The sequence below is a fragment of the Streptomyces sp. NPDC026062 genome (assembly GCF_055568375.1).
The window spans coordinates 41,335-68,251 of sequence record NZ_JBVHOQ010000041.1 but is presented as its reverse complement, the minus strand read 5'-3'; the positions used below and the strand labels follow the sequence as shown (position 1 = coordinate 68,251).

The window sequence follows — 26,917 nt, the reverse complement described above, 5'->3', positions numbered from 1 at the left end:
CCAGCCCCGGACCGGGGCGAGGACAAAGACCCCCGCCGCCGCCCGCCCAAGGGCCCCGCCCCGGACCGGGGCAACAGACGGGGCCCCCGAGGCCAGGAACACCGCTGCCGCCCGCCCAAGGGCCCCGCCGCCCGCCCAAGGGCCCCGTCTCAGACCTCCAGGTCGGCCTCGATCTTCTTCAGCTGGTGGCGGGCCATGGCCAGGTTGGCCCGGCTGGAGTCCAGCACCAGGTAGAGGAACAGGCCGTTGTTGCCACGGGACCTGAGCAGCCGGATCAGGTGGTACTGGGTGCCCAGGGTGATCAGGATGTCCTCGATCTCGTCCTGGATGCCCAGGTGTTCCATGGTGCGGAGCTTGGCCCGTACGACGTCGGTGTTGCCCGCCGCCGCGACCTCCAGGTTGAATTCCTTGCCGCCGCCGAGGGTGCCCAGGGCCATGCCGCTCGTGTAGTCGACGAGGGCGACACCGGTGGTGCCCTCGATGGACGACATCGCTTCCTTCAGTGACGCTTCGGTGTTCGCCATGAGTGCTCGATTCCTTTCCCTGGCCGGTCGGGGCGACCGGTTCCGTTTCTGGGTCGTGCCGGGCTTGTGCGGGGCTCCCCGCGAGGTCAGGTCGTGCGGTGCGGCAGGGGGCCGGGCGGTTGCGGGTTGCGGGAGGCCGGGGTGCGCGGTCCGGGGGCGGGGTGGGGGGTGCGTTCCAGGGCGGCGTCGACGAGCTCGCCGATCCGGGAGCCCGACCTGCGGCCCTCCAGATGGAGCCGGCCGACGTTGATGCGGTCCTCGGCGAGCAGCGTCAGCACGGCGGAGGAGCCGGCGGCGTACGTCGCGATGTAGCCCGCCTCGCCGCGTACGAGGAGTTCGCGGAAGCCGCCGCGGCCGGTCGCGTCCGTCATCCGGATCGAGACGCCGAGCGCGGCCGCGGTCAGTGCGGCGACGCCCTCCGCCTCCACTCCCGGGGTGTCATGGGCCAGGACGAGGCCGTCGGTACTGGCCGCCAGGGCGCCGGAGAGGAGTGGAACCCGGGCCCGTAACCGCTGGAGCTCGGCCAGGACATCCTGCGCTTCGGCCTCGGGCACCATCAGTTGTCTCCTCCCGGCACGCTGTCTGAGCGCGCGTATCACAGGGCCTCCAATGCGTCTCGGAGCCGGCGCAGCAGAGCGACGTCGGGGTCGGCGGTGACCTCGGGGAGCATGATCCGCCCGGTGGGGGACGGGCCCGCCGTCTCCCGTACCGCGGCGACCAGGCCGGCGGCCGCCAGCCGGCGCAGGTCGACCAGGATGTGGAACGCCGACCTGCCCAGCTCCTGCGCGATGTCGGTCGCCGTACGCACTCCGTCCACGCGCTCCAGCACGCGGCGCTGGCGCGGTGGCACGGGGGAGTCGGCCGCGTGACCGGTCCGTAACAGCGGGGCGCTGTCGGTCACCGCCTCGGGCCAGATGCGGTCCAGCAGCTCCCGCCGCCGGAGCGTCTCGCGCTGCACGGCATCCACCGGGACAGGGCGGACCGGGCCGATCCAGTGGGCGACCCCGTAGCGGAAGCGGGCCGGGGTCCGGGTCGGGGCGAGGGCGAAGAACGCCGCGTCGTACAGGGCCCCCAGGTGACACAGCTCCAGGGCGCCGCCCGGCACCCGGCCGCTGTCCACGAGGTAGCGGCCCACCCGCCGCCCGGCACCGGCCTGGGCGACCGCGTCCCACCACCCCTCGCGGCGCAGCGAGCCGCCCCGGGTGAGCAGGACGTCGATGCCGGGGGTCGCCGGGCTCTCGGCGTGCACCACCTTGCCGTCGGCCAGATAGAGGGTGCCGCGGTCGCGCATCAGGGCGCCGGTGGCCCGTTCGGCGGCGAGGCGCTGGAGCATGGGCGAGAGGGCGGCTGCCGGGGCGGGGACGGCGGCATTCATACGAGGACCAGCCGCTCGGCCATCTCGCCCAGCCGCATCCGGGCCAGGGCCAGATTGCCTTCCGCGCGGTCCAGCCAGAGGTGGAGGAAGACGCTGCTGTCGAAGTCCGTCTCGACGAACCGGAGGATGTGGTACCCGGCACGGGTGGTGACGATGACGTCCTCGACCGGCGGCGGTGCGCCCGCGACTCCGCTGCCGGTCGCTTCCGTCGAGGCTTCGGGTGAGCCGGCCGCGAACGCGGGCTGCTCGGCTGCCATCCGCGCCACTTCCGCCGTTTCCGCGGCAGTGGCCTCGTGGTCGCCGTTGGGCGAGTCACCGATGGTGCCGAGAGCGAGACCGCTCGTCCAGTCGACCACGGCGGCGCCACGGGCGCCGGGCAGTTTCATGACATCGAACAGGCACTCGTCGATTCCGGGCACGCGGACTCCCCTCCGACGCTGCGTGCGGCTGTGACCCAGAGGCTACGCAACGTGCCTGATCCAGGTGGAGGTTCTGGCATTTTCCATTGGTACATGCGGAGGGTTGGGGAGAATGCCCCACCCTGACCCGTGGCCGACCGGTGCCGATGGTCCTCGTGGTCTCCCGCGCCGCCCTGTTGACTGGAGGTATTCAGCAACTCAAGATGTGAATAGAAAATTCACAGTCGCGAGGAGGCATTGCCATGTCAGGACCCCGCCCCGTAAGGGCACCGCGCGGTACCGGACTGAGCGCCCTGGGATGGCAGCAGGAAGCCGCGCTGCGGATGCTGCAGAACAACCTCGACCCCGAGGTCGCCGAGCACCCCGACAAGCTCGTCGTCTACGGCGGCACGGGCAAGGCGGCCCGCGACTGGCGCTCGTTCGACGCCATGGTCCGCACGCTGCGGACGCTCAAGCAGGACGAGACGATGCTCGTCCAGTCCGGGCGGCCGGTCGGTGTCATGCAGACGCACGAGTGGGCCCCCAGGGTCCTGATCGCCAACTCCAACCTGGTCGGCGACTGGGCCAACTGGGAGGAGTTCCGCCGCCTGGAGGCCCTCGGGCTCACCATGTACGGCCAGATGACCGCCGGATCGTGGATCTACATCGGTACCCAGGGCATCCTCCAGGGCACCTACGAGACGTTCGCCGCCGTCGCCGCGAAGAAGTTCGGCGGCACGCTGGCCGGGACGATCACGCTGACCGCCGGGCTCGGCGGCATGGGCGGCGCCCAGCCGCTGGCCGTGACGATGAACGACGGCGTCGCGATCTGCGTCGACTGCGACCCGCGCGCCATCGAGCGCCGGATCGAGCACCGCTTCCTGGATGTGGAGGCGGACAGCCTGGAGCACGCGCTCCAGCTCGCCACCGAGGCGAGGGACGCGCGCAAGCCGCTCTCCATCGGGCTGCTCGGCAACGCCGCGGAACTGCTGCCCCGGATGCTCGCCGAGGGCGCCCCGGTCGACATCGTCACCGACCAGACCAGCGCGCACGACCCGCTGACCTACCTCCCGCTGGGCGTCGATTTCGACGACATGGCCTCGTACGCCACCGAGAAGCCGGCCGACTTCACCCGGCGCGCGCGGGAGTCGATGGCCCGGCACGTCGAGGCGATGGTCGGCTTCATGGACGCCGGAGCGGAGGTCTTCGACTACGGCAACTCGATCCGGGGCGAGGCCCGGCTCGCCGGATACGAGCGCGCCTTCGACTTCCCCGGCTTCGTGCCCGCCTACATCCGGCCGCTGTTCTGCGAGGGCAAGGGGCCGTTCCGCTGGGCGGCGCTCTCCGGTGAGGCCTCCGACATCCACAAGACCGACAAGGCGATGCTGGAGCTCTTCCCGGAGAACGAGTCGCTGCACCGCTGGATCAAGATGGCCGGTGAGCGCGTCCACTTCCAGGGGCTGCCCGCCCGCATCTGCTGGCTCGGCTACGGCGAACGGGACCGGGCGGGCGAGCGGTTCAACGACATGGTGGCCGGCGGTGAGCTGGCGGCGCCGCTGGCGATCGGGCGCGACCACCTCGACTGCGGATCGGTGGCCTCCCCGTACCGCGAGACCGAGGCCATGCTCGACGGATCCGACGCGATCGCCGACTGGCCGCTGCTGAACGCCATGGTCAACGTGGCCTCCGGGGCCTCCTGGGTCTCCATCCACCACGGCGGCGGCGTGGGCATGGGCCGGTCCCTCCACGCCGGACAGGTGACCGTCGCCGACGGTACGAAACTGGCGGGCGAGAAGATCCGCCGGGTGCTCACCAACGACCCGGGCATGGGCGTCATCCGGCACGTCGACGCCGGGTACGACATCGCGGAGTCGGTCGCCGCCGAGCGCGAGGTCAGGGTTCCGATGCGCGAGGGCGGCGAGGACGCGGGCGCCGGTTCGAGTGCCGAGGCCGGCGACGCATCGCACGCCTCGCACGCTTCCGGCACGGGCGGGGCAGCCGAATGAGCCCCACCTTCCACGCGATGTGGGCGTCGTTGCGGAACATCGGCCGCGACGCCGGGTCCGGCGGCTACCGGCGCTACGCCTGGACCGCGGCCGACGCCGACTGCCGCCTCTGGTTCCGGATGCAGGCCGAGGCCCGCGGCCTCGACTGCGAGGTGGACCGCAACGGCAACCAGTGGGCCTGGCTCGGCGACCCGCTGGCCCCGGACGCGGTCGTCACCGGCTCGCATCTCGACTCCGTACCGGACGGCGGCGCCTTCGACGGGCCGCTCGGCGTCGTCTCCTCCTTCGCCGCCCTGGACGAACTCCGCCGCAGACGGGTGAAGTTCACCCGGCCGCTGGCCATCACCAACTTCGGCGACGAGGAAGGGGCCCGCTTCGGCCTCGCCTGCGTCGGCTCCCGGCTCGCCGCCGGGCAGCTGACCGTCGAGGCCGCGCACCGGCTGCGAGACGGTGACGGAATCACGCTGCCGCAGGCGATGGAAGCGGCCGGGTACGACCCCGACGCCATCGGCCCCGACCCCGAACGGCTCGCCCGTATCGGCGCGTTCGTCGAGCTCCACGTCGAGCAGGGCCGCGCCCTCGACCTCACCGGCGACCCGGTCGGCATCGCCTCCGCCATCTGGCCGCACGGGCGCTGGCGGTTCGACTTCCGGGGCGAGGCCAACCACGCGGGCACCACCCGGCTCACCGACCGCCGCGACCCGATGCTCACCTACGCCGAGACCGTGCTCGCGGCCCGCCGGGAAGCGGAACTGGCCGGCGCCCTCGCCACCTTCGGCAAGATCGCCGTCGAGCCCAACGGCGTCAACGCCATCCCCTCCCTCGTGCGCGGCTGGCTCGACTCCCGCGCCACCGACCAGGACACCCTGGACACCGTCGTCACCGCCATCGAACAGGCCGCCCGGGACCACGCCGAGCGTGCCGGGATCGACCTCGACGTCGTACGGGAGTCCTTCACGCCCGTCGTGGAGTTCCAGCACGCCCTGCGCGACGAACTGGGTGCACTGCTCAAGGGCTCCGCCAACCGGGACACCGGGCGCGACGTCCCCGTGCTCGGCACCGGAGCCGGACACGACGCGGGTGTTTTGTCCGCTTCGGTCCCTACCGCCATGCTGTTCGTACGGAACCCCACCGGGATCTCGCACTCACCGGCCGAGCACGCGTCCGAGGACGACTGCGTGGCCGGGGTGATCGCACTCGCCGACGTACTGGAAGGTCTCGCGTGCAGCTGACGACGGAAGCGACGGAAGCGACGGAAGCGACGGGCAAGCCCGTCACCGTGACGTACTGGCTGTCCCATGCCTGGCTCGGCACCCATGTCGAACCGGGCGTCGTCCTGGAGGTGGCCGGCGGGCGGATCGCCGGGGTGCGGACCGGCGTCGACGCCCCGCCACCCGGTGCGACCGTGCTGCGCGGGCTCACCCTGCCCGGTCTCGCCAACGCCCACTCGCACGCCTTCCACCGCGCCCTGCGCTCCACCGTCCAGGTCGGCTCCGGCACCTTCTGGACCTGGCGCGAGATGATGTACCAGGTCGCCTCCCGGCTCACCCCCGACACGTACCACGACCTCGCCCGCGCCGTGTACGCCGAGATGGCGCTGGCCGGGATCACCGCGGTCGGCGAATTCCACTATCTGCACCACGCGCCGGGCGGCGCCCCGTACGACAACCCGAACGCGATGGGCGAGGCCCTGATCGCGGCAGCCCACGAGGCCGGAATCCGCATCACTCTCCTCGACACCGCCTATCTCGCCGCCGGATTCGGCCGGAGGCCCTCCCAGTACCAGAAGCCCGACAAGCACCAGCTGCGCTTCTCCGACACCACCGCCGATGCCTGGGCGGAGCGCGCCTCCCTCCTCAAGGGCGACGAACACACCCTGATCGGCGCCGCCGTCCACTCCGTGCGAGCCGTCCCCGCCGACCAGCTCGCCACCGTCGCCCAGTGGGCCGAGGAGCGGCGGGCACCGCTCCATGTCCACCTCTCCGAGCAGACCGCGGAGAACGACGCCTGCCTCGCGGCCCACGGCCGCACCCCCGCACGGCTCCTCGCCGACCACGGCGTTCTCGGTCCCCGCACCACCGGCATCCACAGCACCCACCTCACCGCCGAGGACATCGAGCTCATCGGTTCCTCCGCCACCGGCACCTGCATGTGCCCGACCACCGAACGCGATCTGGCCGACGGCATCGGCCCCGCGGTCGCCCTCCAGCGCGCCGGATCGCCGCTCTCCCTCGGCAGCGACAGTCACGCCGTGATCGACCTCTTCGAGGAGGCCCGTGCGTTGGAGCTCAACGAGCGCCTGCGCACCCGGACCCGCGGCCACTGGACGGCCGCCGCACTGCTGCGCGCCGCCTCCGCCGACGGCCACGCCGCACTCGGCCGGCCGGACGCGGGCACCCTCGAACCGGGGGCCCCGGCCGACCTCGTGACCGTAGCCCTCGACTCCGTCAGAACAGCGGGGCCGGTGGCCCGGCTGGCAGCCGAGACAGCCGTATTCGCCGCCTCCGCGGCTGATGTGCGCCACACCGTGGTCGCGGGGCGGCACATCGTCCGCGAGGGACACCACGAGCTGGTCGGTGACGTCCCCGGAGCGCTCGCGAAGGCCATCGCGGCCCTGCACCACTGAACGGGCCCGCGCCACGGGGCAGTTCCGCGCCACGGATCAGCCCCGCGTCACCGCGCAGCCCCGTACCGCCGGGCGCCGGGACGCGGACCACTCCACCGCCCACCCGCAAGGAGAGCAGCCCCCCGATGACGACGACCGCCCTCACCCACATCTCCGCACTGGTCACCAACGACCCCTCCCTCGGTGACGGTTCCCCCCTCGGACTGATCCAGGACGCGGCCGTCGTCATCGAGGGCGACCGGGTCGTCTGGACCGGCGAATCAAGCAAAGCACCCGCCACTGACAACGCCGTCGACGCGGGCGGCCGGGCCGTCGTCCCCGGCTTCGTCGACTCCCACTCCCACCTTGTCTTCGCGGGTGACCGCACCCAGGAGTTCAACGCGCGGATGTCCGGCCGCGCCTACAGCGCGGGCGGGATCAGGACCACGGTCGCCGCCACCCGCGCGGCCACCGACGAGGAGCTCTCCGCCAACGTCGCCCGCTACCTCGCCGAGGCGTTGCGTCAGGGCACCACGACCTTCGAGACCAAGTCCGGCTACGGCCTCACCGTCGAGGACGAGGCCCGCGCCCTGCGCATCGCGGCCCGCCACACCGACGAAGTGACCTTTCTCGGCGCCCACATCGTCTCCCCGGACTACGCGGACGACCCGGCCGGTTACGTCGACCTGGTCACCGGCCCGATGCTCGACGCCTGCGCCCCGTACGCGCGCTGGATCGACGTCTTCTGCGAAAAGGGCGCGTTCGACGGAGACCAGGCCAGGGCGATCCTGACCGCGGGCCGCGCCAAGGGCCTTCACCCCCGCGTCCACGCCAATCAGCTCGGATACGGCCCCGGCGTCCGGCTCGCCGTCGAGCTCGATGCCGCGTCCGCCGACCACTGCACCCATCTCACCGACGCCGACGTCGATGCCCTGGCCCAGTCGGAGACCGTCGCCACGCTGCTCCCGGGCGCCGAGTTCTCCACCCGGGCCGCCTGGCCCGATGCCCGCCGGCTCCTCGACGCGGGCGCCACCGTGGCGCTCTCCACGGACTGCAACCCGGGTTCCTCGTTCACCTCGTCCGTCCCGTTCTGTATCGCCCTTGCCGTCCGCGACATGGGGATGACGCCCGACGAAGCGCTCTGGTCCGCCACCGCGGGCGGCGCGGCGGCCCTGCGCCGCGACGACATCGGCCGGATCACCCCCGGTGCCCTCGCCGATCTGGTGGTCCTCGACGCCCCCAGCCATGTCCACCTGGCCTACCGGCCCGGCGTCCCGCTGGTCCACGAGGTCTGGCGACGGGGCGCCCGTGTCGTCGCACCGCGCAGGGGCTGACCGGACACAGGACGCGGGGCGCGCACGGGGACCGGCCGGCTATCGGATGCGCGGAAGGCCCCGGTCAGGCAGGGGACGCGCGCAGGGGCCGGTCAGGTACGGGGATGCGCACAGCGGCCGGTCAGGTACGGAATGCGCGGAGGACCTGGGCGGGTACGGGAATCGCGGACCCGGAACAGCGGCCGGCCGGAGCGCCGGAGACGCGGAAGGACCTGCCCCTCGGTGGGGCAGGTCCTTGATCCGGCAGTCCCCGCAAGCGCCTTGCGAGGCGCCCGCTCATTCCTCCAGCGTCAGTCCCTTGCGGAGCTTGACCAGGGTGCGGGAGAGCAGCCGTGACACATGCATCTGGGAGATGCCGAGCTCCTCACCGATCTCCGACTGCGTCATATTGGCGACGAACCGGAGCGAGAGGATCGTCCGGTCGCGGCCCGGCAGCGAGGCGATCAGCGGCTTCAGGGACTCGACGTACTCGATGCCTTCGAGTCCGTGGTCCTCGTAGCCGATCCGGTCGGCCAGCGCGCCCTCGTTCTCGTCCTCCTCGGGCTTGGCGTCCAGCGAACTCGCGGTGTACGCGTTGCTCGCGGCCATGCCCTCGACGACCTCGTCGTGGGTGAGGCCGAGGCGGTCGGCGAGCTCGCCCACGGTGGGCGAGCGGTCCAGCTGCTGGGCGAGCTCGTCGCCCGCCTTGGCCAGGTCGAGCCGCAGCTCCTGAAGGCGGCGCGGTACGCGCACGGACCAGCTGGTGTCGCGGAAGAAGCGCTTGATCTCGCCGATGATCGTCGGCATCGCGAAGGTCGGGAACTCGACGCCCCGGCTGAGTTCGAACCGGTCGATCGCCTTGATCAGGCCGATGGTGCCGACCTGGATGATGTCCTCCATCGGTTCGCTGCGCGAGCGGAACCGGGAGGCGGCGAACTTGACCAGGGCCATATTCAGTTCGACGAGTGTGTTGCGTACGTAGGAGTACGCGTGCGTGCCCTCTTCGAGGGATTCCAGCCGGGCGAAGAGCGTCTTCGACAGGGCCCTGGCGTCCAGGGGGCCCAATTCGTCGTAGGGCGGGATCTCGGGAAGTCCTTCGAGACCGGCCGCGTCTTCGGCACGGGGGTTGTCTTCGGTACTGCTGGTGTCACTGCCACTGCTGGTGGTGCTGTTGCGCGTGCCGTCCAGGACGGCCGCAGCAGGGGAGTCTGATTCGGTCAGTCCCTGAGGACATGCTGACGTCGCGTTGTGGGTACGCGGTTCGTCGAGCCGGGGTGACATGGTCTCCTCCATCGTTCTCGGCATATGGCTGCCGATGCCCATACGTGTTCCTGCGGTGAAGCGGCGCCTCCAAAGCCGGCCGTGTTTTGGGTGTCCCCCTACCCTTACCCGGTTCCTACGGGTCGTTACAAGCGCCAATTGACGCTATATGTCCGGTTTGTTGAGGTCTTCGGCTACCGCGTGGCGCACGAAACGCGTAGTGTTTTAAAAACGTCAGCGACAGCTGCGACTCATCTGCATGCGTGTTGATGCGGACAGTGACGAGACGAAGAGGGACGGGCATGGACCGCGGGACGGTCGGCAGCGCGAACCGGGGGCGGCTTCAGGTCGAGGCCCGGACCGAGGGGCGCAGCGAGGTTGTCACGCCGGTGGGTGAGCTGGATCACCACACGGCGGACCTGCTGCGTGAACCTCTGGAGTACGCGGTCGAGCAGGGGCGTGTGCGTCTGGTGGTCGACTGCTCGCAGCTCGAATTCTGTGATTCCACCGGGCTGAATGTGCTGCTCGGTGCCCGCCTCAAGGCGGAGGCGGCCGGGGGAGGGGTCCATTTGGCCGGAATGCTGCCGGTGGTGGCGCGGGTCTTCGAGATCACCGGGGCCGAGGCGGTATTCACCGTCCACGACTCCCTCGAAGAGGCCCTGGACACCTGATCATGGTGCGTTCCGAAGTCCCGGGCGCCCCTTCTGTTGCCCGCGTCACGCGTTCCGCATAGGCGGAGTGGGTGTTGTCACGATAAGGCCGGGCAGAAGAAACTCCGGGCGAGCCGTGTGTGAGCTGCACGCTTCGTGTCGGTGCGGTACCTGTATCGGTATCCGCATCAGTATTCGTATGTATCTGTATCTGTTCGATGGCGACATGGTGAATCGGTGAGGTGAAGCGCTGATGAGCACCACCCGGCAGCATCCACCGGGCGACCTCGGCCGCGAGTCGGAGGGCACGGGCGTGGGTGCACGTGCCGACGCGGGCTTGCGCGCGGACGCGCTCTCCGGCGTTCCCTCCGCCGTGCACGTGGAGCCCGCGGAGCGGCAGTGGCGCACTCTGTCGCTGCGGGAGGCCGCCGGCATCGTGCCGACGGCCCGTGATTTCGCCCGTCAGGCGCTTCACGAATGGGGCTGGCTGCCCGCATCGACCGCCGACCGCCGTGCCGCCGCCGAGGATGTCCTGCTCGTCGTCTCCGAGCTGGTCACCAATGCGTGCCTGCATGCAGGCGGCCCCGACGAACTCCGGATCGCCCGCACGCCGAAGGCGCTGCGGGTGGAGGTCACCGACGGCGGCGCCGGACAGCCCGCACCCCGCACCCCGCACCGGGCGGGACGGCCGGGCGGGCACGGCATGTTCATCGTGCAGCGGCTCTGTCTGGACTGGGGAGTCGTACGGGTGCCCGGCGAGCCCGGCAAGACCGTCTGGGCGGAGCTGGCCGCTCCCGCGTAGCCCTCTCATGGCCCACGACCGGCTTCCCCGTGGTCATCGAGCAGCTTCGCCGTAGCCCCCGCCCGGCGCCACGCATGGCCCCCGCGCGGGTTTCCCCCGATCGCCCCCGGGTTTGCGGACCCCTCGAAGAGCGCGCCGGATCGGCGCGCTCTTTGTCTTCCCTCCACAAGGCCCCGGGCGTACCTTGAGCGCCCAATCTGATGTGTCGTCAGTTATATGTGCCGCACGAGGCGGCGCCCGGCGACTCCCGGCATGAGGGGAACCAGAGGTGTCGTACCAGAAGCGAACAGCTCTCGCGCTGGCGTCAGGGCTGGCGGGCGCGGTGGTGCTGCTGGCCGCGCCCGCCGCCCACGCGACGGTCGTCGACGTCAACTACAAGTGCAAGACCCCGATCGGTGACAAGGCCGCCGTCTCGCCCATCGACATAAAGAGCGTCAAGAGCGGCAGCGGCTACAAGCTCACCATGTCCTTCCAGAAGGGGGTCTCCTCCAGCCCGGTCGAACTGGGCAAGGGAGCGATGAACCCCAGCGCGGTGATCAAGGTCGGCGGCGCCGACCCCGGACAGGTCCAGGTGTCGGGTCCGGCCAACGCCGAGGCCATCCCCGCCAACAGCCCCATCAAGATCAACGATCTGTCGGGGACGTACACCCCGAAGGAGAGCGGCAAGGTCGACTTCACCGCCGGTGTGCTCACCATCAAGGCACTCGGTACGACGACGACCTGCACCCCGTCGAACAACCCGGGTCCCTCGCTCTCCCTCGACGTCACCGCGGCGGGCGGCGGTACGAGCGGTGGCTCCACATCGCTGCCCAAGACCGGCCCCCTGGACTCGGCGGTGGCGCTCGGCACCCTCGGCGGCACGGTGCTGCTGACCGGGGCGGCCGGTGTGCTGTGGCTGACCAGGCGAGGGCAGCGGGCCACGGGCTGATCCCCGCGCGATCCGCAGCCGTCACGCACCAGGGAGCCGCCCATGCCGCCCTTGACCGGTCACGCCACCCGCCCCGCCCTGCGGCCCGTCGCCCCGGGGCCCGTCAGCGCAGGGCCTGCTGTTCCGGAGTCCGCTGTCCCGGAGTTCGTCGCCGCACGGTCCGTCGTCGCGCGGCCTGTCGTCGTACGGCCGTCCGCCGTGCGGCGGCTGGCCCGTGCGCTGCCGCTGCTCGCCGCCCTGTGGTGCGCCGCCGCCCTGGTGGCACCGGCCGGTGCCACCGAGCAGCCGGCGGGTGCCGCCTGGACGGCAGGGCCTGCGGTGGGCGGGCCGGGGCGGGGGGAGGACAGGCCGTACTTCTACCTGGAGGGCCTGCCCGGCAGCGTTCTGGAGGACCGGCTCTCGGTCACCAACCCGGGGCCGGACCCGGTCACCGTACGGCTGCGCGGTGCCGACGCGTACAACACGGGGAACGGCGGATTCGCGGTGCGCGGCGCGCACGGCTCCACCGGGACGGGGGCCTGGCTGCGGACGGCGGGGAAGGAGGTGACGGTGCCGGGCCGGACCCGTGCCGACGTGCCGGTCTCCTTCACCGTGCCCGAGGACGCGCGGCCCGGTGACCACCCCGGCGCGATCGTCGCCGAGAGCGGCGGCCGCTCGGTGGGCGTACGGGTCCAGCTGCGGGTCGGCGGGCCGACGCTGGCCGCGCTCACGGTGGAGGACGTGACGGTGAGCGGCGGCGCCATCCACTACGCGCTGGTCAACCGGGGCAACGCGGTCCTCGTGCCGCGCCTGTCCGTCAGCGCGGACGGGATGTTCGGGACCCTGCTGCGGCGTGGCGCCCGCACCCTGCCCGTGGAACTGCTGCCCGGTCAGCGGGTGCGGCTCACCGAACCGTGGCGGGACGCCCCCGCCCTGGACTCCGTCACCGTACGGCTGCGCGTGACGGCGGCGGGCGGGGCGCACGACGAGGCGACCGCCTCGGCGGCCTTCGTGCCGTGGGTCCCGGTGACCGGCGGCACGCTGCTCCTCCTGGGCGCCGTCGCCGCCGGTGTGTACGGCCTCCGGCGCGGGCGGGCGGCGCGGCGGGGCACATGTGACGACGGGGCCGGCCCGGCTCCGGATCCTCAACAGCACTCCGACGAGAGGCACCTGGTGAAGGCGGGAGCGGAATCGTGACTGGATGGACCGGACCGGCGGCTTTCCGGAGCGAGCGCCGCGGGCGGGCGGGCGTGCTGCTCGCCGTACTGCTGGCCGCGATACTGCCCGCCCTGCTGCTGACCGCGACCGGGGCCGTGGCCGGGAGCCGGAGTGCGGCGGACCCGGAACCGGTGGTCACGCTCTCGCAGAAGCAGGCGGGCAAGGGCGGCGAGATCACCGTCAGGGGCAAGGGCTGGCGGCCCGACACCCTGCTCATGATGCTGATCTGCGGGCAGTCCACCCCGGCCCGGGGCGTGATCGGCGGCACCAACTCCTGTGCCAACGCGGAGGGCCGCGCCGTCACCACCGACAAGAAGGGTGCCTTCTCGAAGAAGCTGCCGGTGGCCGAGCCGCCCGCGCCCTGCCCCTGCGTGGTCCATGTCGCCACGGTCACCGGTGAACAGGCCCTCGCCGACGCGGTGTTCGTGGTCGCCGGACACCCTGTCGCCGCGCTGCCGAAGCAGACGGGTGAGGGCAAGCTCGCCGTCCTCGCGGCCACCCGGCTGGAGGGCGACAGCGGGATCCTCACCTGGTTCGGCGCCCCGCCCTCGCGCCGCCTCGTGTTCACGGTCGGCAATCTGGGCTCCGCGCCGGTCGAGGACCCGGTCTTCCGGGTCGGCACCGCGCACGGCGTCTACTCGCCGCAGTGGGAGGAGCAGCAGTGGCGGGGGACCGTCGAGCCCGGCCGCAAGGCCCGTATCGAACTGCCCGTCGAGCTGACGGCGGGCGCCCACGGCGACTACCAGATCTCACTGAAGTACGGCACGAAGGTGCTGGCCGAGCAGCCGTGGGGGGTCGGCCGCCCCTGGGGCGTGACGCTCTTCTGGATCCTGCTCTGCCTCGTCGTGCCCGCGGCCGTGTTCCGTATCGGCATGGCGGTCGTCGACAAGGTACGGCCGCGCCCCGGGCACGCCGGGGGCCGGCGGGGGCGGCGTCCGTCCCCGCGCTCCGGGGTGACCGTGAGGCTCCCGAAGCTGCGGCGTGCCCCGGCCCCGGCCGAGGGCCCGGCACCGCCCGCGCGTACGACCACGGCCGCGCTGCCGTGGTTCACCCCTGATTCCGCACCGTCAGAGCACAGACCGACGACGAAGGGACATTCGTGAGTACGCAACGCAGGACGGTCGCGGCGGGAGTCGCGATGATGATCGGCGGGGCGGGCATGCTGCTGGCCGCGAGCCCTGCCCAGGCCGCCGACATCTCGTACAAGACGGAGTGCATACCCCCGGCCATCTCCGGACTGCCGCCCGTCCAGGGCACCACCAAGGTGCAGCTGACCGCACCGGCCGAGGCCAAGGTCGGGGACACCGTCGAGATCGTGTGGAAGACGCTCCAGGGCGCCTCCGACAACCCCGATGTCCTCGATCTCGACAAGGACACCGTCAAGCCGACCGGCACGGTCAAGCTCGGCGGCGCCGCGACCGGCGACCTGAAGATGGAGGGGCCGAGGGAGAACCCGGCGATCCCCAGGAACAGTCCGATGATCATGTCGGACATGAAGGGCTCGCTGAAGCTGGAGAAGGCGGGTGACCTGACGCTGACGCCGGACGCGTACAACCTCAACGTCTCCAAGCCGCTCTCCACCGACACCAAGTGCACTCCGAAGGAGACGGTCCAGCCGGGCGCGACGATCAAGGTCACGGACGGCGGCGGATCCACCACAGGCGGCACGACGGCCGGTGGTACGACGGCCGGTGGAACGACTGCGGGTGGCACGACGGCCGGTGGTACGACCGCGGGCGGCACCACGGCCGGTGGCGCCGCGGCCGGCGGAACGACCAGCGGCGGGACGACCGCCGGTGGCACGACCGCCGGTGGCTCGGACACCGGCGGTTCCACCGGGGGATCCGGCGGTGCCACGGACTTTCCGGGCAAGGAAGTCGTCGTGAACTTCGCCTGTCAACCGCCGAGCCCGGTGAAGGACATCGCCTCCAAGGTGACGATCAACGCCAAGAAGAGCGGCGGGAGCTATGCGCTCACGGTCAAGACCGCCAAGGGTGTGATGGACAGCCCGGCCGCTCTGCCCGCGGGCGCGCTCAAACCGTCCATGCAGATCGTCATCGGCGGCGCCGACAAGGGATCCGTCACCGTCACCGGGCCGGGGAACCCCAAGGCCCTGGAGGCGGGCGGGCCGGTCGATCTGCCCGACATGACCGGCACGTACAAGCCGGGTGCCTCCGGCAAGTCCACCCTTACTCCCGGCAATCTGACGATCGACGTCACGCTGGGCACCGCGAAGATGAAGATTCCGTGCACGGCCAAGAGCGGGACCAAGGCGTCACTCGAACTCGACACCACCGCCCAGGAAGGCGGTGCCTCCGGAGGTGACACCGCCGGCTCCGGCGGAGCGGGGGCGGCCGGCGGCGGTACGGCGTCCGGCGGCGGGCTCGCGGCCACCGGTGCCGAGGACAACGGCGCCCTGCGCGCCCTCGGCCTGGTCGCCGGCACGGCGATCCTGCTGGGCGGCGCCGTGTTCACGTTCACCCCGTGGCGCCGGTTGCGCTCGGGCCGGTGAGCTGAGGCGCGTACGCACACGGAAGGGGCCGCCGCACCGTGGAAGCGGTGCGGCGGCCCCTGCGCGCGGAACCGAAGGGTCAGTGCACGTCGCCCATGTGCTGCGTGACCTTCTTGCGGTACATCCAGATGCCGACACCGGCGATGACCGCGAGGACCGCCTCGAAGGCGACGGCCCCCGTGGTGTCCAGGTCGACACCGACCGGCGTGGACGTCAGCAGACCGGTGAGGGAGTCGCCCGCGGTGACCGCGAGGAACCAGACACCCATCATCTGGGAGCTGTACTTCGCCGGGGCCATCTTCGTGGTGACCGACAGGCCGACCGGGGAGAGGCAGAGCTCGGCGACCGTCTGGATGAAGTAGATCGACACCAGCCACATCGGGCTGACCTTGCCGCCGTTGGAGGCGGTGTCGATCAGCGGGATCAGGAAGACGACGAAGGAGACGCCGATCAGCACGAGGCTGGAGGCGAACTTGACGGCGGTGCTCGGCTCCTTGCCGCGCTTGTTCAGCCACAGCCACCCGGAAGCGAGCACGGGGGCCAGCGCCATGATGAAGATCGGGTTCAGCGACTGGTACCAGGACGTGGGGAAGTCGAACCCGAGCAGGTGGTTCGTCGTCGAGTTCTCACCGAAGATCGACAGGGTCGAGCCGTTCTGGTCGTAGAGCATCCAGAAGACGGCGGCGACCACGAAGAACCAGATGTAGCCCGACAGCTTGGACTGCTCGGTGTTCGTCAGCTCCTTGTCGCGCTTCATGCGCACCAGGACCGTGACCGGGATGACCAGTCCGACGATGCTGAGCGGCACCGTGGCCCAGTCGGAGAAGTTGCCGGTGGCGGCGAGCAGGCCGTAGAAGACCACCGCGACGATCAGCCAGATCATGCCCTTGCGCAGGGCGGAGCGCTTCTCCTGCTCCGTCGCCGGGGTGGCGACGACGTCGCTCTCCGGGCTCAGGTGGCGGGTGCCGAGCAGGAACTGGGCGAGCCCCAGGGCCATGCCGATCGCGGCCAGCGCGAAGCCGAAGTGCCAGTTGACCTTCTCGCCGACGGTGCCGATGGACAGCGGGGCGAGGAAGGCGCCGATGTTGATGCCGATGTAGAAGAGCGTGAACCCACCGTCGCGGCGCGGATCCTCCGGACCCTTGTAGAGGTGGCCGACCATCGTGGAGATGTTCGCCTTCAGCAGCCCGGAGCCGAGCGCGACGAGGGCGAGGCCGGCGAAGAAGGTCGCCGAGTTGGGCACCGCGAGCGTGATGTGGCCCAGGATGACGACACCACCGCCGATGGCGACCGTCCTGCGCGGCCCCCAGAGGCGGTCGGCCATCCAGCCGCCGGGCATGGCGAGCAGGTAGACCATCGCCATGTAGGCGGAGTAGATCGCCGTCGCCGTGGTGGCGTTCATGTGCATGCCGCCGGGCGCGATCAGGTACAGCGGGAGCAGAGCCTTCATGCCGTAGAAGCTGTAACGCTCCCACATCTCGGTCATGAAGAGAGTGGCCAGACCGCGGGGGTGGCCGAAGAAGGTCTTCTCGCCACTCGCGGTGCTTGCCGGGTCCTTCGTCAGGCTGGACGCCATGATCGATCCTTGCTTGCTCGGGACGCGTAGCTGCTCGTGAGCGGTGCGCGCCCGGGTGGGGGGAGGCCGGCACCGGCACGGGTACGCCCACCGTGCCGGGATCCACACCCGGGCGCCCTCATCGGCGGTCCGGGCCCGGCCCACAGGTCATTCACTGAAAAATCCGGACTGGCGGGTACCAGCCCCGCACACAGAAAAGACCCCGGGCGCTAATAGCTGCCCAAGGGTCCTTGAGTAGTACAACAGGCGTCCAAACACCATACGGCACGATAGAGAGCGATATAAAAGGACTTGAGAGATGGATCACAGGTTCAAGTGCAATCACACTCCCATATTCGAAGGTCCAGGTGTTCCTGGATCGCTGACCCGAAGGGCTTTCGGATCACCTCACTCCTTGTCGCCTGCGCGGACTACCATCACTGCATGACCCGTGTACTGCTCGCCGAGGACGACGCATCCATCTCGGAGCCTCTGGCCCGCGCCCTGCGCCGGGAGGGTTACGAGGTCGAGGTCCGCGAAGACGGCCCGACCGCTCTCGACGCCGGCCTCCAGGGCGGTATCGACCTGGTCGTGCTCGACCTGGGGCTGCCCGGGATGGACGGCCTCGAAGTCGCCCGCCGGCTCCGTGCCGAGGGCCACACTGTGCCGGTCCTGGTGCTCACCGCCCGCGCCGACGAGGTGGACACGGTCGTCGGCCTCGACGCCGGCGCGGACGACTACGTCACCAAGCCCTTCCGGCTGGCCGAGCTCCTGGCCCGGGTCCGGGCCCTGCTGCGCCGAGGCGCCACCGAGCCCGCCCCGCAGCCCGCCACCCACGGCGTCCGGATCGACGTCGAGTCGCACCGGGCCTGGATGGGCGACGAGGAACTACAGCTCACCGCCAAGGAGTTCGACCTGCTGCGGGTCCTGGTCCGGGACGCGGGCCGGGTCGTCACCCGCGACCAGCTGATGCGCGAGGTCTGGGACACCACCTGGTGGTCGTCCACCAAGACCCTCGACATGCACATCTCCTGGCTCCGCAAGAAGCTCGGTGACGACGCCGCCAACCCCCGTTACATCGCCACCGTCCGGGGCGTCGGCTTCCGCTTCGAGAAGAGCTGACGTACAGAAGCAGTCATGCGCCGACGCCTGATCAACTCCACCCTCGCCGTGGTGCTCGTGGTGATCGCCGTCTTCGGCGTCTCCCTCGTCATCGTCGAGACCCGCACCATCAGCAGCAGCGCCCAGGAGAGCGTCGACTCCGAGGCGCTGCGGCTGATCAGTGTGATCGAGAGCCGCCTTCTGGGCGCCGAGCGGATCAACCCCGGCGTGCTGGAGGAACAGATCGACGACCAGCGCTACGCCCTGGTCAAGATGGACGGCCGCGCCCCCATCGAGGTCGGCGAACGCCCCAGCGGCAGCGTGATCAGCGCCACGGAGAGGGGCGAGCACGGAGAGACGGTCACCGTCGAGGAGTCCCGCTCCGCCGTCACCCGCGAGGTCGGCCGCACGCTGATGATCATCGGTGCGGTGGCGCTGCTCGCCATCGTCTCCGCCGTGCTCCTGGCCGTCCGCCAGGCCAACAAGCTGACCTCCCCGCTCACCGACCTCGCCGAGACCGCCGAGCGCCTGGGTTCGGGCGACCCGCGCCCGCGCCACAAGCGGTACGGGGTGCCGGAGCTGGACCGGGTCGCCGACGTCCTGGACGCCTCCGCCGAACGCATCGCCCGGATGCTGACCGCGGAACGCCGGCTCGCCGCCGACGCCTCCCACCAGCTCCGTACGCCGCTCACCGCGCTCACCATGCGGATCGAGGAGATCTCCGTCACCGACGACCCGGAGACGGTGAAGGAGGAGGCGAACATCGCCCTCACCCAGGTCGAGCGGCTCACGGACGTGGTCCAGCGGCTGCTGACCAACGCCCGGGACCCGCGTACCGGCTCCGCCGTCGTCTTCGACCTCGACGAGATCGTCAAGCAGCAGATCGAGGAGTGGCGCCCGGCCTACCGCAGCGAGGGACGGGCCATCGTCTGCTCGGGCAAGCACGGGCTGAGCGCTGTCGGCACACCGGGCGCGGTCGCGCAGGTGCTGGCCGCGCTGATCGAGAACTCACTCATGCACGGCGGCGGTACGGTCGCGCTGCGCACCAGGGTCACCGGGAATCAGGCGGTCATCGAGGTCACGGACGAGGGCCCCGGGGTCCCCGCCGACCTGGGCGCGCGGATCTTCGAGCGGACCATCAGCGGCCGCAACTCCACGGGCATCGGCCTCGCGGTGGCCCGGGACCTGGCGGAGGCGGACGGCGGCCGCCTCGAACTGCTCCAGCAGCAGCCACCGGTCTTCGCGCTGTTCCTCAGCCAGGTGGCTCTGGACAGAAAGGCACCGGAGCGCCCGGTGAGGTGACGCGGACTCGGAAGTGCCGGAGCGCCCGGTGAGGTGACGCGGACTCGGAAGTGCCGGAGCGCCCGGTGGGGTGACCCGGGCCCGCTGGGTGCGGGCCGTACGAGGTGACCCGGACCCGCTAGGTGCGGGCCGTATCGGCCTCGACCCGCGCCGCCGGCGCGGGCACGGAAACGGTGGTTCGGGCCGCCCGCGCCGCGTCGTCCGTGCTCACGGCCACGGCCTCGCCGGGGGCCACGGCCACAGCCACGTCCTCGTCGGAGCTCACGCTCACGTCTTTGTCAGGCAGCGCCCTGAAGACCCACGTCCGGTAGGACCAGAAGCGGAACAGCGTCGCGATGCCGATGCCGAGGATCTTGAAGACATTGCTCTGGACCGGGCTGTTCCAGCCGAAGCCGTACGTCGCCGCGTACAGCACCCCGGTCTCGATGACCGCACCCACCGCGCTGAACAGCAGGAACAGCGTCAGCTCCCGCGTCCGGCCGCTCTTGTCGCGGTCCCGGTACGTCCAGTAGCGGAAGCCGACGTAGTTGCAGAGGATCGCGACGACCGTCGCCAGCAGACCCGCCCGCACCGTCGGAATGTCCGTGTAGCGCCATAGCAGGTTGGATACGGCGATATTGACGACCAGGCCGAACGCGCCGACCACGCCGAACTTGGCGACCTCCCGGGCCAGCAGATCCAGCCGGGCCCGCAGTGCGCCCCGTTCGCTCATGGTGATCGCTCAGCCCGTCTGTCGGTTCGGCTTCAGGTTCCGTCAACCCAGCCATGCTAACCAGGCGGCCCGCCGGCCGCCTGTGAGTACGGGGACGGGTGTGGCGAGGCCGTGACACCCGGAGCCCCTTTCCCGGCCCCTCCGCCGGGCACGGGCAGGGCATCGAAAAAGGCATCGAACAGGGCATCGTCGGGACGCCCTGGACGGTGCGGATACCCTGGAGGAGTGACGTTTCCGGTAGTCGGCATGGTCGGTGGCGGTCAGCTCGCCCGTATGACCCACGAGGCGGGCATCCCCCTCGGCATCAAGTTCAAGCTCCTCAGTGACACCGCTCAGGACTCGGCGGCCCAGGTGGTGAGCGAAGTCGTCGTCGGCGACTATCGCGACCTGGACACGCTGCGCGCCTTCGCGCGCGGCTGTGACGTGATCACCTTCGATCACGAGCACGTGCCCACCGAGCACCTGCGGGCCCTGGAGGCGGACGGCATCCCCGTGCGCCCCGGCCCCGACGCCCTGGTGCACGCCCAGGACAAGGGGGTGATGCGCGCCAAGCTCACCGAGATCGGCGCGCCCTGCCCCCGCCACCGCATCGTGGAGGACCCGGCCGACGCCGCGGCCTTCGCCGAGGAGGCGGGAGGCTTCCCGGTCATCCTCAAGACCGTGCGCGGCGGCTACGACGGCAAGGGCGTCTGGGTGGTCCGCTCCGAGGCGGACGCGGCCGAGCCCTTCCGGGCGGGCGTCCCCGTCCTCGCCGAGGAGAAGGTCGACTTCGTACGGGAGCTGGCGGCCAACATCGTCCGCTCGCCGCACGGCCAGGCCGTCGCCTACCCGGTCGTCGAGTCGATCCAGGTCGACGGTGTCTGCGACACGGTCATCGCCCCGGCCCCCGAGCTGAGCGAGAAGCTCGCCGGTGAGGCCCAGCAGCTCGCCCTCCGTATCGCCGCCGAGCTCGGCGTCGTCGGTCACCTCGCCGTGGAACTCTTCGAGACCCGCGACGGGCAGATCCTCGTCAACGAACTGGCGATGCGTCCGCACAACTCCGGCCACTGGACCCAGGACGGCGCGATCACCTCGCAGTTCGCCAACCACGTCCGGGCCGTCCTCGACCTCCCGCTCGGTGACCCGCGCCCGCGCGCCACCTGGACGGTCATGTCCAACGTGCTGGGCGGCGACTTCCCGGACATGTACCAGGCGTACCTGCACTGCATGGCCCGCGACCCGCAGCTCAAGATCCACATGTACGGCAAGGACGTGAAGCCCGGCCGCAAGGTGGGTCATGTCAACACCTACGGCGACGATCTGGCGGACGTGCGCGAGCGCGCCCGGCACGCGGCCGACTACCTGCGAGGAACGATCACCGAATGACTTCCCCCGCCTCCACCGCGCCGGTCGTCGGCATCGTCATGGGCTCGGACTCCGACTGGCCCGTCATGGAAGCGGCGGCCAAGGCCCTCGACGAGTTCGAGATCCCCTACGAGGTCGACGTCGTCTCCGCCCACCGCATGCCGCGCGAGATGATCGCGTACGGCGAGGAGGCCGCCGGCCGCGGCCTCCGGGCGATCATCGCCGGAGCGGGCGGCGCCGCCCATCTGCCGGGCATGCTCGCCTCGGTCACCCCGCTGCCCGTCATCGGTGTGCCGGTCCCGCTGAAGTACCTGGACGGCATGGACAGCCTCATGTCCATCGTCCAGATGCCGGCCGGTATCCCGGTCGCCACCGTTTCCATCGCGGGCGCGCGCAACGCGGGCCTGCTCGCCGTCCGTATCCTCGCCGCGCACGACGACGAGCTGCGGACCCGTATGACCGACTTCCTCTCGGACCTGAACGACCAGGCCACCGAGAAGGGCAAGCGCCTGCGCGGCAAGGTCGGAAACCCCGACTCCTTCGGCTTCGGAAAGTAGGGAACAGTGACGGACCGACTGGAACAGGCCCGGGAACTCCTCGCCGAGTACCCCGTCGTCGACGGCCACAACGACCTGCCGTGGGCACTGCGTGAACAGGTCAACTACGACCTCGACGCCCGCGACATCGCCACCGACCAGTCGGCCCACCTGCACACCGACATCCCCCGGCTGCGCGCCGGGGGAGTCGGAGCCCAGTTCTGGTCCGTGTACGTACGCTCCGACATGGCGGGCGACAACGCCGTCAGCGCCACCCTGGAACAGATCGACGCGGTCGCCGAACTGCTGGAGCGCCACCCCGCCGACCTGCGTCGCGCCCTGACGGCCGACGACATGGAGACGGCCCGCTCCGAGGGCCGGATCGCCTCCCTGATGGGGGCCGAGGGCGGCCACTCCATCCACAACTCGCTGGGCACCCTGCGCGCCCTGTACGCCCTCGGCGTCCGCTACATGACGCTGACCCACAACGACAACATCGCCTGGGCGGACTCGGCCACGGACGCCCCGGGCGTCGGCGGCCTCTCCCCGTTCGGCCACGAGGTCGTACGGGAGATGAACCGCACCGGCATGCTGGTGGACCTCTCGCACGTCGCGGCGACGACGATGCGCGACGCGCTCGCCACCTCGGCCGCGCCGGTGATCTTCTCGCACTCCTCCTCGCGGGCGATCTGCGACCACCCGCGCAACGTCCCCGACGACGTCCTCGCGCAGCTTCCGGCCAACGGGGGCATCGCGATGGTGACGTTCGTACCGAAGTTCGTCCTGCCGGAGGCCGTCGCCTGGACAGTGGCGGCGGACGAGAACATGCGCGCCCACGGGCTGCACCACCTGGACACCACCGAGCGCGGGAGGGAGGTCCACACCGCGTTCGAGGCGGCGAACCCCCGCCCGATGGCGACCGTGGCCACGATCGCCGACCATCTCGACCACATGCGCGAGGTCGCGGGCATCGAGCACATCGGCATCGGCGGCGACTACGACGGCACCGCGTTCCTCCCGCGGGGGCTGGAGAGCGTCGCCGGCTACCCGAACCTGATCGCGGAGCTCATCGGCCGAGGCTGGTCCACCGCGGATCTCGCCAAGCTCACCTGGCAGAACGCGGTACGGGTCCTGCGCGCCGCCGAGGACGTGGCCCGGGACCTGCGCACCCGCCGAGGCCCGTCCCACGCGACGATCGAGCAGCTGGACGCCCCGGCGGTCTGAATCCCGTCCCACGCCCACGCCCACGCCACGATCGAGCGGCTGGACGCCCCGGCGGCCGGATCCCGGCCGGGGCGTCACCTCTCCGGCGGTGCGGAGAGGTGACGGATGCCCGTCTTCAGCGGGTGCGGAGGGCAGAACGGGTGCCCGGTCTCCAGCCGGCGCATGGGCGGGTGCCCGTCTCTAGCCGGCGCAGAGGCAGAACGGGTGCCCCGCCGGATCGGCGTACACCCGGAAGGTCCGCTCCCGGTCCGCCGCGTCCAGCACCGTCGCGCCCAGCGCAAGCGCTTCCCGCTCCGCCGCGTCCAGATCCTCCACCTCCAGGTCGAGGTGGAACTGCTGCGAGCCGTCCGTACTCGGCCACCGCGGTGGTACGAAGTCGGGCGCGCCCTGGAAGGCGAGCGGCGTACCGAAGCCGCCGATGAGGTCGACCCAGTTGTCGCCGGCGTCCTCCCGCGCGGTGATCTCTCCGCCCAGCAGCCCGGCGTAGAAGCCGGCCAGGGCCATGGGATCCGGACATTCCAGGACGACGGCACCCAGGGTGGCAATGGCCATGACGTTTCCTCCTCGGACAGAACTGACCGGTCGGCTGAGAGAAGCGGCTGAGGGAAGCGGCTGGGAGGTCGCTGGGAAGGGGGCGAGGAAGCGCGGGACCGGGGAGAACGGCCGGAGAAGTGGCGCGATCGGGTGGTGCGGTCAGGCCTTCGGCCGTCCCATCGCGCGGTAGGTCCACCCGGCCTCGCGCCACACCGCCGGGTCCAGCGCGTTGCGCCCGTCCAGCATGATGCGGCGGTCGGCCACCTCGCCCAGTGCCGCCGGGTCCAGCTCGCGGAACTCGCGCCACTCGGTGAGGTGCAGTACGACATCCGCGCCGCGTACGGCGTCCAGGGCGGTGTCGGCGTAACCGAGGGTGGGGAAGAGCCGCCGGGCGTTGGCCATGCCCTTCGGGTCGAAGACGGTGACCTGGCCGCCCTGGAGGTGGATCTGCCCGGCCACGTTCAGCGCCGGTGAGTCGCGTACGTCGTCCGAGTCCGGCTTGAACGTCGCGCCCAGCACGGCGACCCGCTTCCCGAGGAACGAGCTGCCGCCCACGGCCTCCCGGGCCAGCTCCACCATGTGGCCGCGGCGGCGCATGTTGATGGAGTCGACCTCACGGAGGAAGGTCAGTGCCTGGTCGGCGCCCAGCTCACCGGCGCGCGCCATGAAGGCGCGGATGTCCTTGGGGAGGCAGCCGCCGCCGAAGCCGATGCCGGCCCGCAGGAACTTCTTCCCGATGCGTTCGTCGTGGCCGATCGCCTCGGCCAGCTTCACCACGTCGCCGTCGGCGGCCTCGCAGACCTCCGCCATGGCGTTGATGAACGAGATCTTGGTGGCGAGGAAGGAGTTGGCGGAGGTCTTCACCAGTTCGGCGGTCGGGAAGTCCGTCACCACGAACGGCGACCCCTCCGCGACCGGTGTGGCGTACACCTCGCGCAGCAGCTTCTCGGCCCGCTCGCTCTCCACACCGACCACGATCCGGTCCGGGTGCAGGGTGTCGTTGACGGCGAAGCCCTCGCGCAGGAACTCCGGGTTCCAGGCCAGCTCGGCACCCTCGCCCGCCGGCGCGAGCTCGGCGAGCCGGGCCGCGAGCCGGGCCGCGGAGCCGACCGGCACGGTGGACTTGCCGACGACCAGGGCGGGCCTGGTCAGCAGGGGGGCCAGCGAGTCGAAGGCGCTCTCGACATAGCTCATGTCGCACGCGTACTCGCCGTGCTTCTGCGGCGTGTTGGTGCAGACGAAATGCACGTCGCCGAATTCCGCGACCTCTTCCCACGAAGTGGTGAACCGCAGCCGTCCGGTGGCGCCCTCGATGCCCGCGACGTGCTTCTTCAGGATCTCTTCCAGCCCCGGTTCGTACATCGGGACCCGGCCGGCGGACAGCATCTCGATCTTCTCGGGCACGACGTCGAGCCCGAGCACCTCGAAGCCCAGCTCCGCCATGGCCGCGGCGTGGGTGGCGCCGAGATAGCCGGTGCCGATCACAGTGATCCTGAGGGCCATGTAGTGCTCCAGTGAGATGCGGACAGACGTGCGGTGAACGAGCATAGTCCTGCCCTTGAAACGTCCCATTGCGGCTGTCGTGAAGCTCACGGCCCGCACGCGTATGCCTTTGCCGGGGCAGGCGCCTAAAATTGGGTTACTTAACGGTAGTTAGCATCTTGGGGAGTGAGCGTCTTGGCGGGTTCGACCGATTTCGACCTGTACCGTCCGGCCGAGGAGCACGACATGCTCCGTGAGACGGTGCGTGCGCTTGCCGAGGCGAAGATCGCCCCGTTCGCGGCCGCGGTCGACGAGGAGGCCCGCTTCCCGCAGGAGGCGCTGGACGCCCTCGCCGCCGCCGATCTGCACGCGGTCCACGTACCGGAGCAGTACGGCGGTGCCGGCGCCGACGCGCTCGCCACGGTCATCGTGATCGAGGAGGTGGCCCGCGCCTGCGTCTCCTCCTCCCTCATCCCCGCCGTGAACAAGCTCGGCTCGCTCCCGGTGATCCTCTCCGGCTCCGAGGACCTGAAGAAGAAGTACCTGGGCCCGCTCGCCAAGGGCGACGCGATGTTCTCGTACGCGCTCTCCGAGCCGGACGCGGGTTCCGACGCCGCCGGCATGAAGACCAAGGCCGTGCGCGACGGCGACTTCTGGGTCCTCAACGGTGTGAAGCGCTGGATCACCAACGCGGGCGTCTCCGAGTACTACACGGTCATGGCCGTCACCGACCCGACCAAGCGCTCCAAGGGCATCTCGGCCTTCGTCGTCGAGAAGTCGGACGAGGGTGTCTCCTTCGGCGCGCCGGAGAAGAAGCTCGGCATCAAGGGCTCCCCGACCCGCGAGGTCTACTTCGACAACGTCCGCATCCCCGCCGACCGCATGATCGGCGAGGAGGGCACCGGCTTCGCCACCGCGATGAAGACCCTGGACCACACCCGCATCACGATCGCGGCCCAGGCGCTCGGTGTCGCGCAGGGCGCCCTGGACTACGCCAAGGGCTATGTCCAGGAGCGCAAGCAGTTCGGCAAGCCGATCGGTGACTTCCAGGGCGTTCAGTTCATGCTCGCCGACATGGCCATGAAGCTGGAGGCGGCCCGCCAGCTCACCTATTCGGCCGCCGCCAAGTCCGAGCGCCTCGACGGCGACCTCACGTTCTTCGGTGCCGCGGCCAAGTGCTTCGCCTCCGACGTCGCGATGGAGATCACCACGGACGCGGTCCAGCTGCTCGGCGGCTACGGCTACACGCGGGACTACCCGGTGGAGCGGATGATGCGCGATGCGAAGATCACCCAGATCTACGAGGGCACGAACCAGGTCCAGCGGATCGTGATGGCGCGCAACCTTCCCTAGCAGGTCATTTAAAGGTCAGGAGCTGTTCCGAAGGACCGGAAGACTGCCCTGGGCGTTCTGCCCGTTGCGGCCCGACCAGGCCGTTCGTGGCTGTCGCGCCGGGAACCCGGCGCAGATGCCTGGCGGCAACAGCCACCGACCCGCACAGACACCACAGCCCCCGGAACTCGCCCAACACCGGGGGCTTCGGTCGTGTGCGTATCG

The 26,917-nt window shown here is 70.9% G+C and carries 25 protein-coding genes; 16 read left to right on the top strand and 9 right to left on the bottom strand.

Annotated elements, in window-relative coordinates; translation table 11 throughout:
* Window positions 1-149 precede the first annotated feature (149 nt).
* From ACZ4LX_RS30315 to ACZ4LX_RS30300, 4 genes are all read right to left on the bottom strand, one after another.
* Window positions 150-524 carry a hypothetical protein gene (locus ACZ4LX_RS30315; protein ID WP_467647523.1) on the bottom strand — a complete coding sequence of 125 codons (375 nt, stop codon included), beginning with the start codon at window positions 522-524 and terminating at the stop codon, window positions 150-152.
* An 86-nt stretch (window positions 525-610) separates the two neighbouring features.
* On the bottom strand, window positions 611-1,081 hold the full coding sequence (locus ACZ4LX_RS30310) for a roadblock/LC7 domain-containing protein (protein ID WP_467647520.1): 471 nt from the start codon (window positions 1,079-1,081) through the stop codon (window positions 611-613).
* A gap of 38 nt (window positions 1,082-1,119) precedes the next feature.
* Window positions 1,120-1,899: a transcriptional regulator gene (locus tag ACZ4LX_RS30305; protein ID WP_467647518.1), complete on the bottom strand. Its 780-nt coding sequence runs from the start codon at window positions 1,897-1,899 to the stop codon at window positions 1,120-1,122.
* Window positions 1,896-2,318, bottom strand: coding sequence for a hypothetical protein (locus tag ACZ4LX_RS30300; RefSeq protein ID WP_467647515.1), 423 nt, complete (start codon window positions 2,316-2,318; stop codon window positions 1,896-1,898). The genes ACZ4LX_RS30305 and ACZ4LX_RS30300 overlap by 4 nt, the downstream gene beginning before the upstream one ends.
* Before the next feature lie 242 nt (window positions 2,319-2,560).
* Between ACZ4LX_RS30300 and hutU the strand changes: the two genes are divergently transcribed.
* The 4 genes from hutU to hutI all read left to right on the top strand — a co-directional run bounded on the left by hutU (window position 2,561) and on the right by hutI (window position 8,242).
* Window positions 2,561-4,303 (top strand): urocanate hydratase, encoded by a 1,743-nt coding sequence (gene hutU, locus ACZ4LX_RS30295; RefSeq protein ID WP_467647511.1) that lies wholly within the window; start codon window positions 2,561-2,563, stop codon window positions 4,301-4,303.
* Window positions 4,300-5,535: an allantoate amidohydrolase gene (locus ACZ4LX_RS30290; RefSeq protein ID WP_467647509.1), complete on the top strand. Its 1,236-nt coding sequence runs from the start codon at window positions 4,300-4,302 to the stop codon at window positions 5,533-5,535. The genes hutU and ACZ4LX_RS30290 overlap by 4 nt, the downstream gene beginning before the upstream one ends.
* Window positions 5,526-6,929 (top strand): formimidoylglutamate deiminase, encoded by a 1,404-nt coding sequence (locus tag ACZ4LX_RS30285; protein WP_467647506.1) that lies wholly within the window; start codon window positions 5,526-5,528, stop codon window positions 6,927-6,929. Before ACZ4LX_RS30290 ends, ACZ4LX_RS30285 begins: the two co-directional genes overlap by 10 nt.
* Window positions 6,930-7,054: 125 nt before the next feature.
* The gene (gene hutI, locus ACZ4LX_RS30280; RefSeq protein WP_467647501.1) at window positions 7,055-8,242 is read left to right on the top strand and encodes an imidazolonepropionase; all 1,188 of its coding nucleotides are present in this window, start codon (window positions 7,055-7,057) and stop codon (window positions 8,240-8,242) included.
* A 276-nt stretch (window positions 8,243-8,518) separates the two neighbouring features.
* Here hutI and ACZ4LX_RS30275 read toward each other — a convergent pair whose 3' ends face one another.
* Entirely contained in the window at window positions 8,519-9,502 is a 984-nt protein-coding gene (locus ACZ4LX_RS30275) for an RNA polymerase sigma factor SigF (RefSeq protein ID WP_467647709.1), read from the bottom strand.
* Between the two features lie 281 nt (window positions 9,503-9,783).
* Here ACZ4LX_RS30275 and ACZ4LX_RS30270 point away from each other — a divergent pair, with 281 nt between their 5' ends.
* From ACZ4LX_RS30270 to ACZ4LX_RS30245, 6 genes are all read left to right on the top strand, one after another.
* Entirely contained in the window at window positions 9,784-10,152 is a 369-nt protein-coding gene (locus ACZ4LX_RS30270) for an STAS domain-containing protein (RefSeq protein ID WP_385285163.1), read from the top strand.
* Between the two features lie 232 nt (window positions 10,153-10,384).
* Window positions 10,385-10,933, top strand: a complete 549-nt coding sequence (locus tag ACZ4LX_RS30265; protein WP_467647498.1) for an ATP-binding protein — start codon at window positions 10,385-10,387, stop codon at window positions 10,931-10,933.
* A gap of 268 nt (window positions 10,934-11,201) precedes the next feature.
* Window positions 11,202-11,861: a peptidase gene (locus ACZ4LX_RS30260; RefSeq protein WP_467647494.1), complete on the top strand. Its 660-nt coding sequence runs from the start codon at window positions 11,202-11,204 to the stop codon at window positions 11,859-11,861.
* 42 nt (window positions 11,862-11,903) lie between these two features.
* The gene (locus ACZ4LX_RS30255) at window positions 11,904-13,037 is read left to right on the top strand and encodes a COG1470 family protein (protein ID WP_467647491.1); all 1,134 of its coding nucleotides are present in this window, start codon (window positions 11,904-11,906) and stop codon (window positions 13,035-13,037) included.
* Window positions 13,034-14,161, top strand: coding sequence for a hypothetical protein (locus ACZ4LX_RS30250; RefSeq protein WP_467647487.1), 1,128 nt, complete (start codon window positions 13,034-13,036; stop codon window positions 14,159-14,161). Before ACZ4LX_RS30255 ends, ACZ4LX_RS30250 begins: the two co-directional genes overlap by 4 nt.
* Before the next feature lie 38 nt (window positions 14,162-14,199).
* Complete coding sequence (locus tag ACZ4LX_RS30245; RefSeq protein ID WP_467647706.1) at window positions 14,200-15,570, top strand: hypothetical protein; 1,371 nt, start codon at window positions 14,200-14,202, stop codon at window positions 15,568-15,570.
* A 79-nt stretch (window positions 15,571-15,649) separates the two neighbouring features.
* Here ACZ4LX_RS30245 and ACZ4LX_RS30240 read toward each other — a convergent pair whose 3' ends face one another.
* Window positions 15,650-17,146 (bottom strand): peptide MFS transporter, encoded by a 1,497-nt coding sequence (locus tag ACZ4LX_RS30240; protein WP_467647483.1) that lies wholly within the window; start codon window positions 17,144-17,146, stop codon window positions 15,650-15,652.
* Window positions 17,147-17,569: 423 nt separating this feature from the next.
* On the opposite strand from ACZ4LX_RS30240, the gene ACZ4LX_RS30235 reads away from it, so the two are divergent.
* Both ACZ4LX_RS30235 and ACZ4LX_RS30230 read left to right on the top strand, forming a co-directional pair.
* The gene (locus ACZ4LX_RS30235; RefSeq protein WP_018524728.1) at window positions 17,570-18,247 is read left to right on the top strand and encodes a response regulator transcription factor; all 678 of its coding nucleotides are present in this window, start codon (window positions 17,570-17,572) and stop codon (window positions 18,245-18,247) included.
* A 15-nt stretch (window positions 18,248-18,262) separates the two neighbouring features.
* On the top strand, window positions 18,263-19,528 hold the full coding sequence (locus tag ACZ4LX_RS30230) for an ATP-binding protein (protein WP_467647475.1): 1,266 nt from the start codon (window positions 18,263-18,265) through the stop codon (window positions 19,526-19,528).
* Between the two features lie 118 nt (window positions 19,529-19,646).
* On the opposite strand, the gene ACZ4LX_RS30225 is transcribed toward ACZ4LX_RS30230, so the two are convergent.
* Window positions 19,647-20,240 carry a GtrA family protein gene (locus ACZ4LX_RS30225; protein ID WP_467647470.1) on the bottom strand — a complete coding sequence of 198 codons (594 nt, stop codon included), beginning with the start codon at window positions 20,238-20,240 and terminating at the stop codon, window positions 19,647-19,649.
* A 225-nt stretch (window positions 20,241-20,465) separates the two neighbouring features.
* Here ACZ4LX_RS30225 and ACZ4LX_RS30220 point away from each other — a divergent pair, with 225 nt between their 5' ends.
* From ACZ4LX_RS30220 to ACZ4LX_RS30210, 3 genes are read left to right on the top strand one after another with little or no spacing between them, the layout of a single operon-like run.
* The gene (locus tag ACZ4LX_RS30220; RefSeq protein ID WP_467647466.1) at window positions 20,466-21,605 is read left to right on the top strand and encodes a 5-(carboxyamino)imidazole ribonucleotide synthase; all 1,140 of its coding nucleotides are present in this window, start codon (window positions 20,466-20,468) and stop codon (window positions 21,603-21,605) included.
* On the top strand, window positions 21,602-22,141 hold the full coding sequence (gene purE, locus ACZ4LX_RS30215) for a 5-(carboxyamino)imidazole ribonucleotide mutase (RefSeq protein WP_467647462.1): 540 nt from the start codon (window positions 21,602-21,604) through the stop codon (window positions 22,139-22,141). The genes ACZ4LX_RS30220 and purE overlap by 4 nt, the downstream gene beginning before the upstream one ends.
* 6 nt (window positions 22,142-22,147) lie before the next feature.
* A complete protein-coding gene (locus ACZ4LX_RS30210) occupies window positions 22,148-23,344 on the top strand; it encodes a dipeptidase (RefSeq protein WP_467647458.1) in 1,197 nt (398 codons plus the stop codon).
* Between the two features lie 180 nt (window positions 23,345-23,524).
* On the opposite strand, the gene ACZ4LX_RS30205 is transcribed toward ACZ4LX_RS30210, so the two are convergent.
* Window positions 23,525-23,896, bottom strand: a complete 372-nt coding sequence (locus ACZ4LX_RS30205) for a VOC family protein (protein ID WP_467647454.1) — start codon at window positions 23,894-23,896, stop codon at window positions 23,525-23,527.
* A gap of 141 nt (window positions 23,897-24,037) precedes the next feature.
* Complete coding sequence (locus ACZ4LX_RS30200; RefSeq protein WP_467647451.1) at window positions 24,038-25,381, bottom strand: UDP-glucose dehydrogenase family protein; 1,344 nt, start codon at window positions 25,379-25,381, stop codon at window positions 24,038-24,040.
* 174 nt (window positions 25,382-25,555) lie between these two features.
* On the opposite strand from ACZ4LX_RS30200, the gene ACZ4LX_RS30195 reads away from it, so the two are divergent.
* Window positions 25,556-26,713: an acyl-CoA dehydrogenase family protein gene (locus ACZ4LX_RS30195; RefSeq protein WP_467647703.1), complete on the top strand. Its 1,158-nt coding sequence runs from the start codon at window positions 25,556-25,558 to the stop codon at window positions 26,711-26,713.
* The last annotated feature ends 204 nt before the right edge of the window (window positions 26,714-26,917 follow it).

Coding starts and splice junctions, on each gene's coding strand:
- ACZ4LX_RS30315 (WP_467647523.1), bottom strand. CDS start 524: ATGGCGAACACCGAAGCGTCACTGAAGGAAGCGATGTCGTCCATCGAG.
- ACZ4LX_RS30310 (WP_467647520.1), bottom strand. CDS start 1,081: ATGGTGCCCGAGGCCGAAGCGCAGGATGTCCTGGCCGAGCTCCAGCGG.
- ACZ4LX_RS30305 (WP_467647518.1), bottom strand. CDS start 1,899: ATGAATGCCGCCGTCCCCGCCCCGGCAGCCGCCCTCTCGCCCATGCTC.
- hutU (WP_467647511.1), top strand. CDS start 2,561: ATGTCAGGACCCCGCCCCGTAAGGGCACCGCGCGGTACCGGACTGAGC.
- ACZ4LX_RS30290 (WP_467647509.1), top strand. CDS start 4,300: ATGAGCCCCACCTTCCACGCGATGTGGGCGTCGTTGCGGAACATCGGC.
- hutI (WP_467647501.1), top strand. CDS start 7,055: ATGACGACGACCGCCCTCACCCACATCTCCGCACTGGTCACCAACGAC.
- ACZ4LX_RS30275 (WP_467647709.1), bottom strand. CDS start 9,502: ATGTCACCCCGGCTCGACGAACCGCGTACCCACAACGCGACGTCAGCA.
- ACZ4LX_RS30270 (WP_385285163.1), top strand. CDS start 9,784: ATGGACCGCGGGACGGTCGGCAGCGCGAACCGGGGGCGGCTTCAGGTC.
- ACZ4LX_RS30265 (WP_467647498.1), top strand. CDS start 10,385: ATGAGCACCACCCGGCAGCATCCACCGGGCGACCTCGGCCGCGAGTCG.
- ACZ4LX_RS30255 (WP_467647491.1), top strand. CDS start 11,904: ATGCCGCCCTTGACCGGTCACGCCACCCGCCCCGCCCTGCGGCCCGTC.
- ACZ4LX_RS30245 (WP_467647706.1), top strand. CDS start 14,200: ATGATCGGCGGGGCGGGCATGCTGCTGGCCGCGAGCCCTGCCCAGGCC.
- ACZ4LX_RS30240 (WP_467647483.1), bottom strand. CDS start 17,146: ATGGCGTCCAGCCTGACGAAGGACCCGGCAAGCACCGCGAGTGGCGAG.
- ACZ4LX_RS30235 (WP_018524728.1), top strand. CDS start 17,570: ATGACCCGTGTACTGCTCGCCGAGGACGACGCATCCATCTCGGAGCCT.
- ACZ4LX_RS30230 (WP_467647475.1), top strand. CDS start 18,263: ATGCGCCGACGCCTGATCAACTCCACCCTCGCCGTGGTGCTCGTGGTG.
- ACZ4LX_RS30225 (WP_467647470.1), bottom strand. CDS start 20,240: ATGAGCGAACGGGGCGCACTGCGGGCCCGGCTGGATCTGCTGGCCCGG.
- purE (WP_467647462.1), top strand. CDS start 21,602: ATGACTTCCCCCGCCTCCACCGCGCCGGTCGTCGGCATCGTCATGGGC.
- ACZ4LX_RS30205 (WP_467647454.1), bottom strand. CDS start 23,896: ATGGCCATTGCCACCCTGGGTGCCGTCGTCCTGGAATGTCCGGATCCC.
- ACZ4LX_RS30200 (WP_467647451.1), bottom strand. CDS start 25,381: ATGGCCCTCAGGATCACTGTGATCGGCACCGGCTATCTCGGCGCCACC.